Genomic DNA, 15,323 nt, shown 5'->3' with positions numbered 1-15,323 from the left:
CCGCTCAGAGATGAACCACGGCCATGTCCATGCGCCCGTAGTCGCCCTCACTGGCATCACTGCGCGGCGGCATGTGGTGAGTTTTCACCACCTGGTCGCCTTGCACGGTTTCCAGGTGTACATCGAAGCCCCATAGCCGGTGCAGGTGGCGCAACACGTCTTCGGTCGACTCGCCCAGCGGTTTGCGGTTGTATTGGGTATGGCGCAGCGTCAGCGACCGGTCACAACGGCGGTCGACGCGCCAAATCTGTATGTTCGGCTCACGGTTGCCGAGGTTGTACTGCGCCGCCAGCGCCTCGCGGATTTGCCGGTAGCCCGTTTCGTCATGAATGGCCGGTACCAGCAGGTCATCGCGCTGGTCGTCATCCAAGATGCTGAACAACTTCAGGTCGCGGATCACCTTGGGCGAGAGGAACTGCAAGATAAAACTCTCATCTTTGAAGCTGCCCATCGCGAACTTCAGCGTCGAAAGCCAGTCGCTGCCGGCGATATCGGGGAACCATTGGCGGTCTTCCTCGTCGGGGTGCTCGCAAATGCGGCGGATGTCGCGAAACATGGCGAAACCCAGTGCGTAAGGGTTGATGCCGCTGTAATAGGGGCTGTCATAGCCCGGTTGGTACACCACGCTGGTATGCGATTGTAGAAACTCCATCATGAAGCCGTCGGTGACCAAACCTTCGTCGTACAGGTCGTTGAGCAGCGTGTAATGCCAAAAGGTAGCCCAGCCTTCGTTCATCACCTGCGTTTGGCGCTGCGGGTAGAAATACTGGGCGATCTTGCGCACGATGCGAACCACCTCGCGCTGCCAGGGTTCCAGCAGTGGCGCATGCTTCTCGATGAAGTACAGGATGTTTTCCTGGGGCTCGGCGGGGAAGCGGCCTTCGTCGGCATCATGGGCTTTCCCGGCGCTGCGGGGGATGGTTCGCCACAGGTCGTTGATCTGCCGCTGCAGGTGCTCTTCGCGGTCCTTTTGCCGGCGCCGCTCTTCTTCGGCCGATATCGGGTAAGGCCGCTTGTAGCGGTCTACGCCGTAGTTCATCAAGGCATGGCAGGAGTCGAGTAGTTCTTCTACAGCATCGACGCCGTGGCGCTCCTCGCATTGCATGATGTACTGCTTGGCGAACACCAGGTAATCGATGATCGAGCTGGCGTCGGTCCACGTGCGGAATAGGTAGTTGCCCTTGAAGAAGCTGTTATGGCCATAGCAAGCATGGGCGATCACCAGTGCCTGCATGCACATGGTGTTTTCTTCCATCAAATAGGCGATACACGGGTCGGAATTGATCACGATCTCGTAGGCCAGCCCCATTTGCCCGCGGGTGTAGGACTTTTCCGTGCTGAGGAAGTGCTTGCCATACGACCAGTGATGGTAGCCCAGCGGCATGCCCACCGACGCGTAGGCGTCCATCATCTGCTCGGCGGTGATGACCTCGATCTGGTTGGGGTAGGTGTCGAGCGCATAACGCTCGGCGATACGGCTGATCTCGCGGTCGTAGGTTTGGATAAGCTCGAAGGTCCATTCCGAGCCAACGGACAACGGTTGGCGTTTTTGCTCTTGAGCGGTCATGTCACTAACCTGCGCTGGAAGAGTTCACGGAAGACCGGGTAGATGTCCGCGGCCGTAACCAGTTGCTGCTGGGCGAAGGCATCGGCGAATTGTTCGCCGATGCGCTCATATTCGAACCACAGCGCCTGGTGTTCCCTGGGGGTGATTTCGACGTAAGTGTAATATTGCACGAACGGCATGATCTGTTTGGCCAGGATATCCCGGCAAATGGGCGAATCGTCGTTCCAGTTATCGCCGTCCGAGGCCTGTGCGGCGTAGATGTTCCATTCGTTGGCGGGGTAACGCTCGGCCATGATTTCCTGCATCAGCTTCAAGGCGCTGGAAACGATGGTGCCGCCCGTTTCCCGTGAATAAAAGAATTCCTCTTCATCGACCTCGCGGGCACTGGTGTGGTGGCGGATGAACACCACCTCGATCTTGTCGTAGTTACGCTTCAGGAACAGGTACAGCAAGATGAAAAAGCGCTTGGCGATGTCCTTGGTGGCCTGCGTCATCGAACCGGACACGTCCATCAGGCAGAACATCACGGCCTTGGAACTGGGGTTGGGGTGCTTCACCAGCAGGTTGTACTTAAGGTCGAAGGTATCAAGGAAGGGCAGCCGGTGAATTCGCGCCGACAACCGCTCGACCTCGGCTTCAAGGGCCTTGATGTCGCCAAAATTGTCGGGCTCTTCACGCCGCAGGCGCTCAAGTTCAGCTTTCACTTCCCGCAGTTTCGCGCGGCTACTGCCGGTCAGGGCGATGCGCCGGGCGTGCGCCGAACGCAACGTGCGAACGATATTGATCCGTGACGGGTTGCCTTCGTTGGCAATACCGGCACGCACGGTTTTAAAGGTGTCCATGCCGGCCAGGTTGCGCTTGACCAAGTTGGGCAATTCGAGGTCTTCGAACATGAATTCGAGGAACTCTTCCTGGGTGATCTGGAACACGAACTCGTCCATGCCTTCGCCGGAGTTGCCCGGCTTACCCTTGCCACCGCCGCTGCCACCGCCGCCCTGTGGGCGAGCGATATGCTCGCCGGCGGTGAATTCCTTGTTGCCAGGGTGGACGATGGTCTGGTTGCCGCCACGGCCGTGATGCAGCACCGGCTCGTCGATGTCCCGGCCGGGAATGCTGATCTGTTCGCCGTGTTCCATGTCGGTAATGGAGCGCCGGCTGACGGCCTCCTCGACTGCCTTCTTGATGTGTTCACGGTACCGTCGCAAAAAGCGCTGGCGGTTCACCGTGCTTTTGTTCTTGCCGTTAAGGCGTCGGTCGATCACGTAGCTCATGGGCCCCTCCGGGGGCAGCTCGAAGCGCAAGCTTCGAGCTGCAAGTATGGTTCAGGCAGCAACGGGCCAGCCTGGCTGGCCAGTAGCCGCTTGATGCTTGCCGCTTGAAGCTTTATTGCGACTTACGCACCCGCAGGTACCACTCGGAAAGCAGGCGAACCTGTTTCTCGGTATACCCGCGTTCGACCATGCGCGTCACGAAGTCGTTGTGTTTCTTCTGGTCCTCTTTGCTGGCCTTGGCGTTGAAACTGATCACCGGTAGCAGGTCTTCGGTGTTGGAGAACATTTTCTTCTCGATTACCACCCGTAGTTTTTCATAGCTGAGCCAAGCGGGGTTTTTGCCATTGTTGTTGGCACGGGCGCGCAACACGAAATTGACGATCTCGTTGCGGAAGTCCTTCGGGTTGCTGATGCCCGCCGGTTTCTCGATTTTTTCCAGTTCTTCGTTAAGGGCCACCCGGTTGAGGATTTCGCCGGTTTCCGGGTCGCGATATTCCTGGTCCTGGATCCAGAAATCGGCATACAGCACGTATCGGTCGAAAATGTTCTGGCCGTACTCGCTGTAGGATTCCAGGTAGGCGGTTTGGATCTCCTTGCCGATGAACTCGATGTAACGCGGGGCCAGGTATTCCTTGAGAAACCGTACGTAACGCTCGCGAACCTCGGCCGGGAATTGCTCCTGTTCGATCTGGTTTTCCAGCACGTACAGCAGGTGAACCGGGTTGGCCGCCACCTCATGGGGGTCGAAGTTGAACACCTTCGAGAGGATCTTGAACGCGAAGCGGGTCGACAGGCCGTTCATGCCCTCGTCTACCCCGGCGGTATCACGGTATTCCTGGATCGATTTGGCTTTGGGGTCGGTATCCTTGAGGTTTTCGCCGTCGTACACGCGCATCTTGGAGTAGATGTTGGAGTTGTCGGGCTCTTTGAGCCGAGACAGCACGGTAAATTGCGCCAACATTTTCAGCGTATCGGGGGCGCAGTGGGCGTTCAACAGCGAACTGCTGGTCAATAGCTTCTCGTAGATGCGGATTTCGTCGCTCACCCGTAGGCAGTAGGGCACCTTGACGATGTAGATCCGGTCGATGAACGCTTCGTTGTTCTTATTATTGCGGAAGGTGTGCCATTCCGATTCGTTCGAGTGTGCCAGCAGGATGCCGGAATAGGGGATGGCCCCAAGGCCTTCGGTGCTGTTGTAGTTGCCTTCCTGGGTGGCCGTCAACAATGGGTGCAGCACCTTGATCGGTGCCTTGAACATTTCGACGAATTCCATCATGCCTTGGTTGGCACGGCATAGCGCGCCGGAGTAGCTGTAGGCATCGGCGTCGTTTTGCGGGTATTCCTCGAGCTTGCGAATATCCACCTTGCCCACCAGGGCAGAGATGTCTTGGTTGTTCTCGTCCCCCGGTTCGGTTTTGGCGATCGCGGTTTGGTTGAGGATCGAAGGGAATAGCTTGACGACTCTGAACTGGCTGATGTCGCCACCAAATTCGGCCAGGCGCTTGGATGCCCACGGCGACATGATCGAGGTCAGGTAGCGGCGATCGATACCGAAGTCTTCATAGAGGATGTCGGCGTCTTCGGCCGGATTGAACAGCCCCAACGGCGATTCGAACACCGGTGAGCCCTTGATGGCGTAGAAGGGCACCCTCTCCATCAGTTGCTTGAGTTTTTCGGCCAGCGAAGATTTACCACCACCCACCGGGCCAAGTAGATAAAGGATCTGTTTCTTTTCTTCCAAGCCCTGTGCCGCATGGCGGAAGTAAGAAACGATCTGCTCGATGCAGTCTTCCATACCGTGGAAGTCCTGAAACGCAGGGTAGCGGCGGATCACCTTGTTGGAGAAGATCCGCGACAGCCGTGAATCGACCGACGTATCGACCAATTCGGGTTCCCCGATGGCCATAAGGATACGTTCGGCTGCAGAAGCGTAAGCGCTGCGGTCCTTTTTGCAGAGCTCGAGATACTCTTGCAGGGAGAGTTCTTCCTGCCGAGTAGTTTCGAAACGTTGCTGGAAGTGGCTAAAAATACTCATGGACGCGTCACCTCGCTCGATACGTGGAGCCGACGCCGGGTCACACAGCTGATGCTGGCGAATGGGTGAGTCCTCCACCCATTCGTTATCCCCCAATGCACCTATAATTGCTACCGATGACCCGCGCGCCGGTGTACCGGCTCTCCCCTATTCTGGATGGCCTGAGCTTAAGAATAGATGGTTATCCAGGAGTTCAAGGGCTTGCGCACATTAAAGTGCGCCCAACCGTTCGTCAGGTGTGCTCAGGGCCGCTTGGCACGGGCCACCGTGGCCCTAAAAAAATTATTCGGGCGTGCCTTGTTCGATGTGCTGGGCGAAGGTGCTACGCCACTGTTCGAAACCTCCGTCAAGGCTGTACACCTCGGAGAAACCTTGGCTGGCCAGGTAAGCAGCAGCACTTTGGCTTGAATTCCCGTGGTAGCACACCACCACCAGCGGGGCGTCGAGGTCGGCCGCGTCGATAAAGGCTTGCACCGAGTGGTTGTCCAGGTGGCGCGCCCCACTGATGTGGCCGCTGGCGAAAGTTTGCGGGTCGCGGATATCGACGAACACCGCGCCGTTTTCCCGTAGTGCTTGTGCATCGGCCGGGGTGATATGTTTGAATTCGGGCATCGTGGGCTCCGGGTGTTGCCTCGCGGCATTGCAAAGGTGGGTCAGCAACTGCACTGATGCAACTGCCGGGTGTCAAGGTCCATCAAGGTCATCTTGCCGCCCCATACGCAGCCGGTATCGAGGGCGAACACGCCAGGTGCATCGCAGCGCCCTTCGAGCGCCGCCCAGTGGCCGAAGATAATGTTCACCTCGGCCGCCTTGCGCCCAGCATGGCTGAACCAAGGGGCGAAGCCTGGCGGGGCGGTATCGGCACCTTCCTTTGCCTTGAGCTCCAGGCGCCCGTCGGCGGTACAGAAGCGCATGCGGGTAAAGTAGTTGGTGATTACCCTTAGGCGCTCCACCCCATGCAGTTGGTCGTCCCATTGGCTGGGTTCGTTGCCATACATGCCGGCCAGGAAAGCCTCCAATTGCCCGTCATCGCGCAGGGTGGCGTGCACTTCTGCCGCCAGGCGCAGGGCCTGGGCGATGTTCCATTGGGGTGGGATGCCCGCGTGGACCATCGCCAGGTTGCGTGGTGCGTCAAAGTGCAACAGTTTTTGCAAGCGTAGCCACTGTAGCAGGTCGCCAGCGTCGGGCGCATCGAGGGTTTCTTTAAGGGTGTCGCCGCGCTTGAGCGGTTGGCACCCGTGCGCCACCGCCAGCAAATGCAGGTCGTGGTTGCCCAGCACGCACACCAGCGCCTGGCGGATGCTGTAGAGGTAGCGCAAGGTTTCGAGCGATTGAGGCCCACGGTTCACGAGGTCACCCACCAGCCACAGGGTGTCGTGGGCGGGCTCGAAGTGAACCCGTTCCAACAGGCATTTGAGTGGATCAAGGCAGCCCTGCAGGTCGCCCACGGCGTAGCTGGCCATCAGTGCAGTGCCCCCGGCACGGCCAGGCGGAATGGCTCGATGAGTGCATCGAAGCGCGTGCCATCTGCCGCGCGCATCTGGTAGGTGCCCTGCATGGTGCCGACCGGGGTGGGCATGACGGTACCGCTGGTGTAGGTGTGGCTTTCGCCTACGCCGATCAGCGGTTGTTTGCCTACCACGCCGGCACCACGCACCTGTTCGACCTTGCCGTCGCCGTCGGTGATGACCCAATGGCGCGAAAGCAGCTGCGCAGGCAATTGGCCATTATTGTTGACTGTGATGGTGTAGGCGAAGGCGTAGCGCCCCTGCTCCGGGCTGGACTGGTCCTCAAGAAAACGGGTAGTGACACTGACATCGATGCGGTAACGCGGGTCAGACATGGTGGAACCTTCTTATCAGCGGCGCTGCAGGCGGCATGCATGAGTCTAGGCCACTTTGCGCCGCCGCCAAGCAGCAGGAAGTGGGTCAGGCGTTGGTGGGCTGGGCGAGGCTGTCTGCCAGGCGCACGAAGGCGGCCAGGTCCAATTGCTCTGGGCGCAGGCTGCCGTCTACCCCGGCGGCTTCGATCTGGTCGGCGCCGAGCAGGGCCTTGAGCGCATTACGCAAGGTTTTGCGGCGTTGGTTGAACGCTTCGCGCACCACCCGCTCAAGCAGCCGATGGTCTTTGGCGGGGTGGGGCAGGGTGGTGTGCGGTACCAGCCTTACGATAGCCGACTCGACCTTCGGCGGCGGGTTGAATGCACCTGGGCCTACGTTAAACAAATGCTCGACCCGGCAATGGTATTGCACCATGATCGACAGCCGGCCCCAGTCGCCACCGCCAGGGCCCGCGGCCAGGCGTTCGACCACTTCCTTCTGCAGCATGAAATGCATATCGCGGATCAGCGCGGCGTGGCTGAGCAAGTGGAAAATCAGCGGTGTGGAAATATTGTATGGCAGGTTGCCGACTACCCGCAGGCTGCGGGGTGCGGCACCCAAGGTATTGAAGTCAAACTTCAGCGCGTCGCCCTGGTGCAGGTTGAAATGGCCATGCCCCGCGAACTGGTGCTGCAAAATCGGCACCAGGTCTTTGTCCAGTTCGATGACGTCCAATTGTGCGCCACTGCTTAGCAACCCTTCGGTGAGGGCGCCCTGGCCTGGGCCGATCTCCAACAGCCGCTCGCCTTCGCGCGGGCGGATGGCGCGCAAGATGCGATCGATCACGCCGGCATCGTGCAAGAAGTTTTGGCCGAAGCGCTTGCGCGCCCGGTGTTGGTATTGTTCGGGGTTTCGCTCGCGGTGGTGCTCGCGGTCTCGCTCGCTCATCAGGGTGTCTCGGCCATTTGGTAGGCAGTGTGAAGGGCGACCTGCAGGCTGCCGGTGTCGACCTTGCCGGTGCCGGCCAGGTCCAGGGCAGTGCCATGGTCGACCGAGGTGCGCACGATGGGCAGCCCGAGGGTGACGTTGACCGCGGCGCCGAAGCCTTTGTACTTGAGCACCGGCAGGCCCTGGTCATGGTACATGGCAAGTACCGCGTCGCAGTGCTCGAGGTATTTCGGGGTGAACAGTGTGTCGGCCGGCAGCGGGCCAATCAGGTCGATGCCTTCGGCGCGCAGTTGGGCCAATGCTGGCTCGATGACGTCGATCTCTTCCCGGCCCAGATGGCCGCCTTCGCCGGCATGGGGGTTCAGGCCGCAAACAAGAATGCGCGGCTGTGCCAGGCCGAACTTGTGCACCAGGTCGGCATGCAGAATGCGCGCCACGCGCAGCAGGCGCTCGCCGGTGATGGCGTCGGCCACCTCGCGCAGCGGCAGGTGCGTGGTCACCAGGGCCACACGCAGCCCGCCGGTGGCGAGCATCATCACCACTTGCTCGGTGCCGGTAAGTTCGGCGAGAAACTCCGTATGCCCAGAGAACGGAACCCCGGCATCGTTGATCACGCCTTTGTGCACCGGTGCGGTAATCATCCCGTTGAACTGGCCGTTCAGGCAGCCCAGGCCGGCGCGGGTGAGGGTTTCGATCACGAACGGGCCATTGGCACGGTTCAGCACGCCGGCCTGCACCGGGGCCGCCAGGGGGGTGTCCCAGACATAAAGGCAACCGGCGGGGGCTGGTTGGTCGGGTAGTTGGCCGGGCGTGACCGCCAGCAGGGTAACGGCCAGGCCCAACTGCGCTGCCCGCTCGGTGAGCAGGTCACGGCTGGTGATGGCGACCAACGGGTATGGCTGGGGTTGCGAAGCGAGCAGCAGGCACAGGTCGGGCCCTATCCCCGCTGGCTCGCCGGGGGTCAACGCAAAGCGCAATGGCTTCACTGCTTGATTTCTACGTAGGCCTCGTCACGGATCTGACGCAGCCAATTCTGCAGCTCTTCATCGTACTTGCGGCTGCGCAGGATATTCATGGCCTGCTGCTCCCGCGCCTGCTGGGTCATGTCTGTGGCGCGGCGGCCCAGCACCTGCAAGATGTGCCAGCCATATTGCGACTGGAACGGCTTGGACACTTCCTCGGTAGCGGTTTGTGCCATCACGTCGCGGAACTGTGGCACCACCGAGGCCGGGTCGATCCAGCCCATGTCGCCGCCGTTGAGCGCGGAGCCTGGGTCTTCGGAGAAGGCCTTGGCCAGCGCGGCGAAGTCTTCGCCATCCATCAGGCGCTGGTAGATGCGATCGATCAGTACCTTGGTTTCGGTGGAACTGCGGATCTCGCTGGGCTTGATCAGAATGTGGCGAACGTGCACTTCATCGCGAACTTCGGCGGAGTTGCCACGGGTTTCAACCAGCTTGACGATGATGAAGCCACCGGGGGCCCGCACCGGCTGAGTGATGTCGCCCGGCTGCAGGGTCGCGAGCAGGCGATCGAAGGGCGGTGGCAATTGAGCGGCCTGGCGCCAGCCCATGTCGCCGCGGTCCAGTGCGTTGTCCGCCGCCGAGCGTGCCAGGGCCATCTGGCCGAAGTCGGCGCCTTGCTTGAGCTGCTGGTACGTATCCGTCGCCTGCTGCGCGGCTTCCTGGATCTGCTGCGAGTTGGCGTTCTGCGGCAGCGGGATGGTGATGTTGGCCAAGTGGTATTCCTCGGACAACTGCGCCTTACCCAGGTCGGAGGCGAGGAAGTTTTTTACCTCCTGCTCCGACACTTGAATACGATCGGCCACGCGGCGTTGGCGTACGCGGCTGATGATGATCTGATCGCGTACCTGGCTGCGGGTTTGTTCGTAGCTCAAGCCGTCATGGGCCAGGGCTGCGCGGAATTGATCCACGGTCATGTTATTGCGTTGGGCGATGGTGCCAATGGCGTCGTTGAGCTCTTCGTCGGTGACGCGGATGCCGGAGCGCTCGCCAATCTGCAGTTGCAGATTGTCGAGGATCAGCCGGTCGAGCACCTGCTTTTGCAACACGTCGCGCGGCGGCTGAGGGCCGCCACGCTTGGCGAGGTCTTGTTCGATGGTGCTCATGCGTTGGTCGAGTTGGCTTTGCATGATCACGTCGTTATCGACGATGGCCACTACGCGATCCAGTTGTTGAAGCTGCGCATGAGCGCTGCCAGTGGCGAGCAAGGCGCCCAGCAAGGCTGGGCGCAACAGATTACATAGCTTGGTCTTCACGTTCACGATAACCCTGAATGCCTTTATCGAGGAAACCCTCGACCTTGTTGCCCACAACGCCGCCAAGGCCTTTGAGCACGATTTGCAGGAAGACGCCATGGTCGCCTTTTTCGTTTTCCGGGGCGTCTTGGCTGTACTCGTCGTAATCGACCCAGTAACGGTTGATTAGCCGCAGCTTCCAGCAGCAGTTGTCGTACTCGAACCCGCCGAAGGCTTCCAACGTGCGGTTGCGGTTGTAGTCGTACTGCCAGCGGCTGATCAGGCTCCATTGCGGGACGATCGGCCACATCACCGAGAAGTCGTGCTGCTGGATCTTGTAGTAGTCCTTCACGTAGTTAGCTTGGCCTGGCGTGCCATAGTCGCCGCCATACTGCCAACGGCCGGTGGCGCTGTCGTAGTGAACGATGTCATCACGGTAGCGGTAGCCGAAGTTGACCACTTTGTTCGGGTTGTCTTCAGGCTGGTAATGGAACATCCCGCTGCCCGAACGGGTGCTGCGGCTGTCGGGGTCCCAGTTGAAGTCCGAGGTGAAGCGCCAGTCGCGGTTGAAGTGATATTCATACTCCAGCGCATAGGGTGACACGTCGGACTGCGAATCGTCGCGGTCGCGGTATGACATGTCTGGCAACTGAACCTTGCGGTCCTTGAAGTAATACGCCTGGCCGATGCTGAAGCGCTGGCGTTCGAAGCCGTTTTCCTGAATCCAGCGGCTGGTTACCCCCAGTGACAGCTTGTTCTCGTCACCGATGCGGTCCGAGCCGCTGAAGCGGTTGTCACGGAACAGCGAGGCGAAGCTGAACGGCGTCTCGCCGGTGTCGAAAGCGGGGATGTCGTCCTGATTCTTATACGGCACGTAGAGGTAGAACAGCCTCGGTTCGAGGGTTTGCCGGTAGGGGGTGCCGAACATCGTGGTGTTACGGTCGAAGTACAGGCCGCTGTCTACGCTGGCGATCGGGACGCTAATGCTGGGCGACTTGTCATAGTCGCCACCGAGTTGCTGCTTGCCGCGGCTGTCGAGGTCTAGCTCGTACTGGGTGTACTTGTACTTGAGCTTCGGTGTGATGAAACCCCAGGCCCAGTTCATGGGCAGGCTCACCGCCGGCTCCGCGTCGAAGCGGTCGCCATTGGCGCGGTTCAAACCGGCGATATTTTGGTCGAGACGTGGTGTACCCACCCCGTCTTGGTCGAAATAGTTGCCGTTACGCAGATCACGGTCGAAGCGCACCAACTCGGTATGATAGTCAAACTTCAAGCCGCCTGGGTTGAAGGGCAAGCTCCCATCCAGGGTGAGCTGCGGCAACCGGCCATAGGGCGTGATGTCCGAGACGCTGGCCAACTGGAACTGCTGTACGTTCAACTGCGCGGTATAGCCCTGCTCGCCACGGTAGGTGAGCATGCCCTGCTGGTTGACGAAGTCACGGCTTTCGATGCCAATCTGGTCGGATTGCAGGTCTTGGTAGTAATACGGGTCACTGATTTTCGTGTAGTCGACGAAGCTGGACAGCCGGGAGTCCAGGCCCCCCTTGTGCTGCCAGTTCACCATCCAGCGGTCTTTGTTGTAATCGGACTGCTTGTCGCGTTCATCGCTCTCGTCGCTCAGGAAACTACCGCCGAGCTGCCCTTCGCTGGTGGGGGTCAGGTAGCGGAACTCGCCTTCGAGCTGGGTGCCGCGCTTGGCCATGAAGTGCGGGTACAGTGTGGCGTCGTAGTTCGGCGCCAGGTTGAAATAGTACGGCGTGACCAGGGTGAAGCCGTTATCGCTGCTGGTCGAGAAGCTGGGCGGCAGGAAACCGGACTGTCGACGGTCATCGATCGGGAAGTAAATATACGGGGTGTAGAAGATTGGAACGTCCTTGACCCGCAGCGTGGCGTTGGTCGCCGTGCCGAAACCGGTGGCCGGGTTCAACGTGATGTTGTTGCCCTTGACCATCCAGGCGTTGCTCGACGGCTCGCAACTGGTGTAGGTGCCGTCTTTCAAGCGAATGATGGCGTCTTCCGCGCGCTTGGCATACAACGCGTTACCCCGCACACGTTGCTTGTGCAGCACGTATTCGGCGTTGTCGATCTGTGCGGCACCGCTGTCGAGTTGTACCTCGGCGTGGTCGCCCACGAGCAGCGCGCCGTTGTCGCGCAGCCTCACGTTACCGTTGAGCTCACCGCGGTTCTCGGCTTGGTGCAAGCTAGCCTCGTCGGCTTCGACCTGCATGCTGCCCTGGCGCATCACCACATCGCCGGCCAGCGTCGCGACCTGTTCTGCCTGCTGGTAGCGCGACGCCTTGGCGTTCAGGTAGGTTGGCGCGTCCTGCTTGGACGTGGTGTCGTTCATGCCCGGGCGAATGGGCTCGACGTAGGTGCCTGAGCAGTACGGGCCGGTTTCGGCCAGTTGCGCGGGGGTGAGTTTTTCCCGAGGCACCCAGTCCAGGTGGCTGTAGTCGGCGCTGCGCGACCTCAGGCCGCGGCCTTTGCTCTCAGTGACCAGCAACGGGCCTTGGGCTTTGCCGTTGCTGTCGACGACTTGGCCGTCGACGGGCTGAGACAGCGTGCTGACCGAACTGGCATCATGGGCAGGGCGTGGTGGCAGGGCGGCGGCAGTATCCTTGGTAGCGCAGGCCCAGCCGCCTCCGGCGGCTACCTGGCAGTCATACTGCTCAGCGGCGGCCACATGCAACACGGCCAGGGGTTGCATCGCCAGCAAACTGCCGGTAATGAGCAACGGGAACTTTCTACGAAACGCGGGCGATTTCAATGCCATCTTTATAATCCGGGCTTCCTGCGTGCCATCTTCCCGCGCGGGGTGCACGCCTCTCGATGGTCTGAAAAAGATGCTGGATAATAAAGCATGCCCCGCTTGACGGCTAGCGCCGTCGGAGACCTGTATAAATGCCACAACATGATGTACGCCTGGAAATGCTCAAGCCCTGGCTGGCCGAGCAATTGCTGCAACGCTTTGCCCGTGAGGGCTTGGGCGATGTGCCGCAGGGCCAATTGACCCCTGCCAGCAGCGACGCAAGTTTTCGCCGTTATTTTCGCTGGGAGGGTGCTGGGCAAAGTTTCATCATAATGGATGCCCCGCCGCCGCAAGAGAACTGCCGGGCATTCGTCGCCATTGCGCAGTTACTCGGGGGCGCCGGTGTGCATGTGCCGTGCATCCATGCCCAAGATCTGGAAAACGGCTTTTTACTGCTGAGCGACCTGGGCCGGCAAACCTACCTGGAGGTGCTCGACGAAAACAACGCCGGCGCCCTGTTCGAGGTGGCCATCGAGGCGCTGTTGGTGTACCAGCAACTGCCGATGGAGGCGCCCCTTCCTACCTACGATGCGGCGTTGTTGCGCCGCGAGCTGGAGTTGTTCCCGCAGTGGTACGTCGGCCAGCATCTGGGCAAGGTGTTCGACGCCGACCAGCAGGCGGCCTGGGAGCGTGTCTGCGCAGTGCTTATCGACAGCGCCCTGGCCCAGCCCACGGTGCTGGTGCACCGCGATTTCATGCCGCGCAACCTGATGCTCAGCCAACCTAACCCTGGGGTGCTTGACTTCCAGGACGCGGTATATGGCCCGGTCACCTATGACATTACCTGCCTGTTCAAGGATGCCTTCTTGAGTTGGCCAGAGCCGCGAGTACGCCAGTGGCTCGAAGGTTATTGGCACAAAGCGCGGGAGCGTGGCATACCGGTGCAAGCCCAGTTAGGTGACTTTCTGCGTGCCAGCGATTTGATGGGCGTGCAGCGCCACCTGAAGGTGATCGGTATTTTCGCGCGGATTTGCCACCGAGATGGCAAGCCGCGTTACGTGGCCGATGTGCCGCGTTTTCTCGACTATATTCGAGCGGTGCTGGCACGCCGGCCAGAATTGGCCGAGCTGAGTTGGTTATTGGGTAGCCTGTTGGAGGCCGGCGAATGAAGGCGATGATCTTGGCCGCCGGTAAAGGCGAACGCCTGCGCCCGTTGACGCTGCATACCCCCAAGCCCTTGGTGCGTGCCGGCGGGGTGCCACTGATCGAGTACCACATCAGGGCACTGGCCGGCGCCGGCTTCACCGAGTTGGTGATCAACCATGCATGGCTGGGCCAGCAGCTCGAAACCTACCTGGGCAACGGCGCGCGGTTCGGCGTGCGTATCGCTTGGTCGCCTGAAAGCGAGCCATTGGAAACCGGCGGTGGTATCCAGCATGCGTTGCCCTTGCTGGGCGCGCAGCCATTCGTGGTGGTCAACGGCGATATATGGTGCGAATTCGACTTCGCCCGATTGCGTGCACCGGCGCCAGGGCTGGCGCACCTGGTGCTGGTCGACAACCCCGCACATCATCCCCAAGGTGACTTCGCCCTGGTCGATGGACAGGTCAGCGACCCGCTTGCGCCAGCGCCGCGGCTAACCTACAGCGGCATCGCCGTACTGCACCCGCGGTTATTCGAAGGCTGCGCGCCCGGCGCCTTCAAGCTCGCCCCACTGCTGCGCCGGGCCATGGCCCATGGCCAGGTCAGCGGTGAACGTTTTGCTGGGCGCTGGGTCGATGTGGGTACCCATGAACGGCTGGCCGAGGTCGAAACCGTGTTGAGCGAGCGCCCCTGATGTTGTGGCCAGTGACTCTGTTGGGGCTGCTGCTCGGCTTTGCCGTGGCGAATATCCCCGGTGCTATTCTCGGGGCCCTGCTTGGCCAGGTGGTCGATCGCCGGTTAGAGCTATACAGCTGGCCGCAGCTACGCGAACGCCTGGGCGGCAAGCCGGCGATGGAGCAGGACGAGCTGTTGTTCACCTTCTTGGGCCGGTTGGCCAAGGTCAATGGCCGGGTGGATCAAAGCCATATCGAGCAGGCGCGCCTGGAAATGCAGCGCCTGGGCCTGAACGCAGCCGCCACCGCACGGGCCATCGAGGCATTCAACCGCGGGCGTGACGGCAAGCGGTCGCTGCGGCCTTACTTGCGTGCCTTGCAGCGCAAGCCGACCGCCGCCGAGGGCTTGTTGCGCGCTGGCTGGCGGATGGTATGGGCGGATTACCGCGCCCACCCGGTGGAGTGTGAGTGGTTGGTAGACTGTGGCCACTGCATGGGCTGGTCGACCGCCCAGGTGCATGCCCTCAGTGCCGATTACGAACCGCAGCAACGCCAACCATTGGCGCGGCGCGACGAACCATACCAGGCTGCGCTGCGGCTGCTGGGCGTGCCGGCGGCGGCAGAGCCCGACCAGGTTAAGCGCGCCTATCGCCGCCTGCTCAGTAAGCACCACCCCGACAAGCTCGAAGGGGCCGGCGCCAGCGACGGCCGCGTGCGCGAGGCCACCGAATACACCCGCCGGTTGCACGACGCCTATGCGCTGATTCGCGAGCGGGAGGGGTTTTGAGGCGGCGCCCTTGGGGCTTACACACGCTTTGGCGTGTAAACCTTGCTGCCGGGTAAGGCGTTGCGACGCGGCCTG

The 15,323-nt window shown here is 61.0% G+C and carries 13 protein-coding genes; 3 read left to right on the top strand and 10 right to left on the bottom strand.

Annotation, left to right across the window (positions count from 1 at the left end):
- Positions 1 to 4: 4 nt before the first annotated feature.
- From HAQ05_RS00165 to HAQ05_RS00120, 10 genes are all read right to left on the bottom strand, one after another.
- Entirely contained in the window at positions 5 to 1,567 is a 1,563-nt protein-coding gene (locus HAQ05_RS00165; RefSeq protein WP_190416565.1) for a SpoVR family protein, read from the bottom strand.
- Entirely contained in the window at positions 1,564 to 2,838 is a 1,275-nt protein-coding gene (locus HAQ05_RS00160) for a YeaH/YhbH family protein (protein WP_190416564.1), read from the bottom strand. The genes HAQ05_RS00165 and HAQ05_RS00160 overlap by 4 nt, the downstream gene beginning before the upstream one ends.
- Positions 2,839 to 2,950: 112 nt before the next feature.
- Entirely contained in the window at positions 2,951 to 4,873 is a 1,923-nt protein-coding gene (locus HAQ05_RS00155; protein ID WP_190416563.1) for a PrkA family serine protein kinase, read from the bottom strand.
- 282 nt (positions 4,874 to 5,155) lie between these two features.
- The gene (gene glpE / locus HAQ05_RS00150) at positions 5,156 to 5,485 is read right to left on the bottom strand and encodes a thiosulfate sulfurtransferase GlpE (RefSeq protein WP_190416562.1); all 330 of its coding nucleotides are present in this window, start codon (positions 5,483 to 5,485) and stop codon (positions 5,156 to 5,158) included.
- A gap of 41 nt (positions 5,486 to 5,526) precedes the next feature.
- A complete protein-coding gene (locus HAQ05_RS00145) occupies positions 5,527 to 6,336 on the bottom strand; it encodes a symmetrical bis(5'-nucleosyl)-tetraphosphatase (RefSeq protein ID WP_190416561.1) in 810 nt (269 codons plus the stop codon).
- Positions 6,336 to 6,716: a Co2+/Mg2+ efflux protein ApaG gene (gene apaG, locus HAQ05_RS00140; RefSeq protein ID WP_190416560.1), complete on the bottom strand. Its 381-nt coding sequence runs from the start codon at positions 6,714 to 6,716 to the stop codon at positions 6,336 to 6,338. Before apaG ends, HAQ05_RS00145 begins: the two co-directional genes overlap by 1 nt.
- 85 nt (positions 6,717 to 6,801) lie before the next feature.
- A complete protein-coding gene (rsmA, locus tag HAQ05_RS00135) occupies positions 6,802 to 7,641 on the bottom strand; it encodes a 16S rRNA (adenine(1518)-N(6)/adenine(1519)-N(6))-dimethyltransferase RsmA (protein ID WP_190416559.1) in 840 nt (279 codons plus the stop codon).
- Entirely contained in the window at positions 7,641 to 8,627 is a 987-nt protein-coding gene (gene pdxA / locus HAQ05_RS00130; RefSeq protein WP_190416558.1) for a 4-hydroxythreonine-4-phosphate dehydrogenase PdxA, read from the bottom strand. Before pdxA ends, rsmA begins: the two co-directional genes overlap by 1 nt.
- On the bottom strand, positions 8,624 to 9,922 hold the full coding sequence (locus HAQ05_RS00125; RefSeq protein ID WP_190416557.1) for a peptidylprolyl isomerase: 1,299 nt from the start codon (positions 9,920 to 9,922) through the stop codon (positions 8,624 to 8,626). Before HAQ05_RS00125 ends, pdxA begins: the two co-directional genes overlap by 4 nt.
- On the bottom strand, positions 9,897 to 12,668 hold the full coding sequence (locus tag HAQ05_RS00120; protein ID WP_190416556.1) for an LPS-assembly protein LptD: 2,772 nt from the start codon (positions 12,666 to 12,668) through the stop codon (positions 9,897 to 9,899). Before HAQ05_RS00120 ends, HAQ05_RS00125 begins: the two co-directional genes overlap by 26 nt.
- Before the next feature lie 128 nt (positions 12,669 to 12,796).
- Here HAQ05_RS00120 and HAQ05_RS00115 point away from each other — a divergent pair, with 128 nt between their 5' ends.
- Genes HAQ05_RS00115 through HAQ05_RS00105 form a run of 3 tightly spaced genes read left to right on the top strand, consistent with a single transcriptional unit; the run spans position 12,797 to position 15,248 of the window.
- The gene (locus tag HAQ05_RS00115; protein WP_190416555.1) at positions 12,797 to 13,813 is read left to right on the top strand and encodes an aminoglycoside phosphotransferase family protein; all 1,017 of its coding nucleotides are present in this window, start codon (positions 12,797 to 12,799) and stop codon (positions 13,811 to 13,813) included.
- Positions 13,810 to 14,481, top strand: coding sequence for an N-acetylmuramate alpha-1-phosphate uridylyltransferase MurU (gene murU, locus HAQ05_RS00110; protein ID WP_190416554.1), 672 nt, complete (start codon positions 13,810 to 13,812; stop codon positions 14,479 to 14,481). Before HAQ05_RS00115 ends, murU begins: the two co-directional genes overlap by 4 nt.
- Positions 14,481 to 15,248 carry a TerB family tellurite resistance protein gene (locus HAQ05_RS00105; RefSeq protein WP_190416553.1) on the top strand — a complete coding sequence of 256 codons (768 nt, stop codon included), beginning with the start codon at positions 14,481 to 14,483 and terminating at the stop codon, positions 15,246 to 15,248. The genes murU and HAQ05_RS00105 overlap by 1 nt, the downstream gene beginning before the upstream one ends.
- Positions 15,249 to 15,323: the final 75 nt, after the last annotated feature.

The sequence above is a fragment of the Pseudomonas typographi genome, from assembly GCF_014694385.1.
In the GTDB taxonomy this organism is placed as follows: Bacteria; Pseudomonadota; Gammaproteobacteria; order Pseudomonadales; family Pseudomonadaceae; genus Aquipseudomonas; species Aquipseudomonas typographi.
Note: the sequence above shows the minus strand (reverse complement) of the source record. Positions and strands in the feature narration are given on the sequence as shown.

Bases quoted from the DNA above. Each gene is read 5' to 3' on its own strand.
- HAQ05_RS00165 (WP_190416565.1), bottom strand. From the start codon at position 1,567: ATGACCGCTCAAGAGCAAAAACGCCAACCGTTGTCCGTTGGCTCGGAA.
- HAQ05_RS00160 (WP_190416564.1), bottom strand. From the start codon at position 2,838: ATGAGCTACGTGATCGACCGACGCCTTAACGGCAAGAACAAAAGCACG.
- HAQ05_RS00155 (WP_190416563.1), bottom strand. From the start codon at position 4,873: ATGAGTATTTTTAGCCACTTCCAGCAACGTTTCGAAACTACTCGGCAG.
- glpE (WP_190416562.1), bottom strand. From the start codon at position 5,485: ATGCCCGAATTCAAACATATCACCCCGGCCGATGCACAAGCACTACGG.
- HAQ05_RS00145 (WP_190416561.1), bottom strand. From the start codon at position 6,336: ATGGCCAGCTACGCCGTGGGCGACCTGCAGGGCTGCCTTGATCCACTC.
- apaG (WP_190416560.1), bottom strand. From the start codon at position 6,716: ATGTCTGACCCGCGTTACCGCATCGATGTCAGTGTCACTACCCGTTTT.
- rsmA (WP_190416559.1), bottom strand. From the start codon at position 7,641: ATGAGCGAGCGAGACCGCGAGCACCACCGCGAGCGAAACCCCGAACAA.
- HAQ05_RS00120 (WP_190416556.1), bottom strand. From the start codon at position 12,668: ATGGCATTGAAATCGCCCGCGTTTCGTAGAAAGTTCCCGTTGCTCATT.
- HAQ05_RS00115 (WP_190416555.1), top strand. From the start codon at position 12,797: ATGCCACAACATGATGTACGCCTGGAAATGCTCAAGCCCTGGCTGGCC.
- murU (WP_190416554.1), top strand. From the start codon at position 13,810: ATGAAGGCGATGATCTTGGCCGCCGGTAAAGGCGAACGCCTGCGCCCG.
- HAQ05_RS00105 (WP_190416553.1), top strand. From the start codon at position 14,481: ATGTTGTGGCCAGTGACTCTGTTGGGGCTGCTGCTCGGCTTTGCCGTG.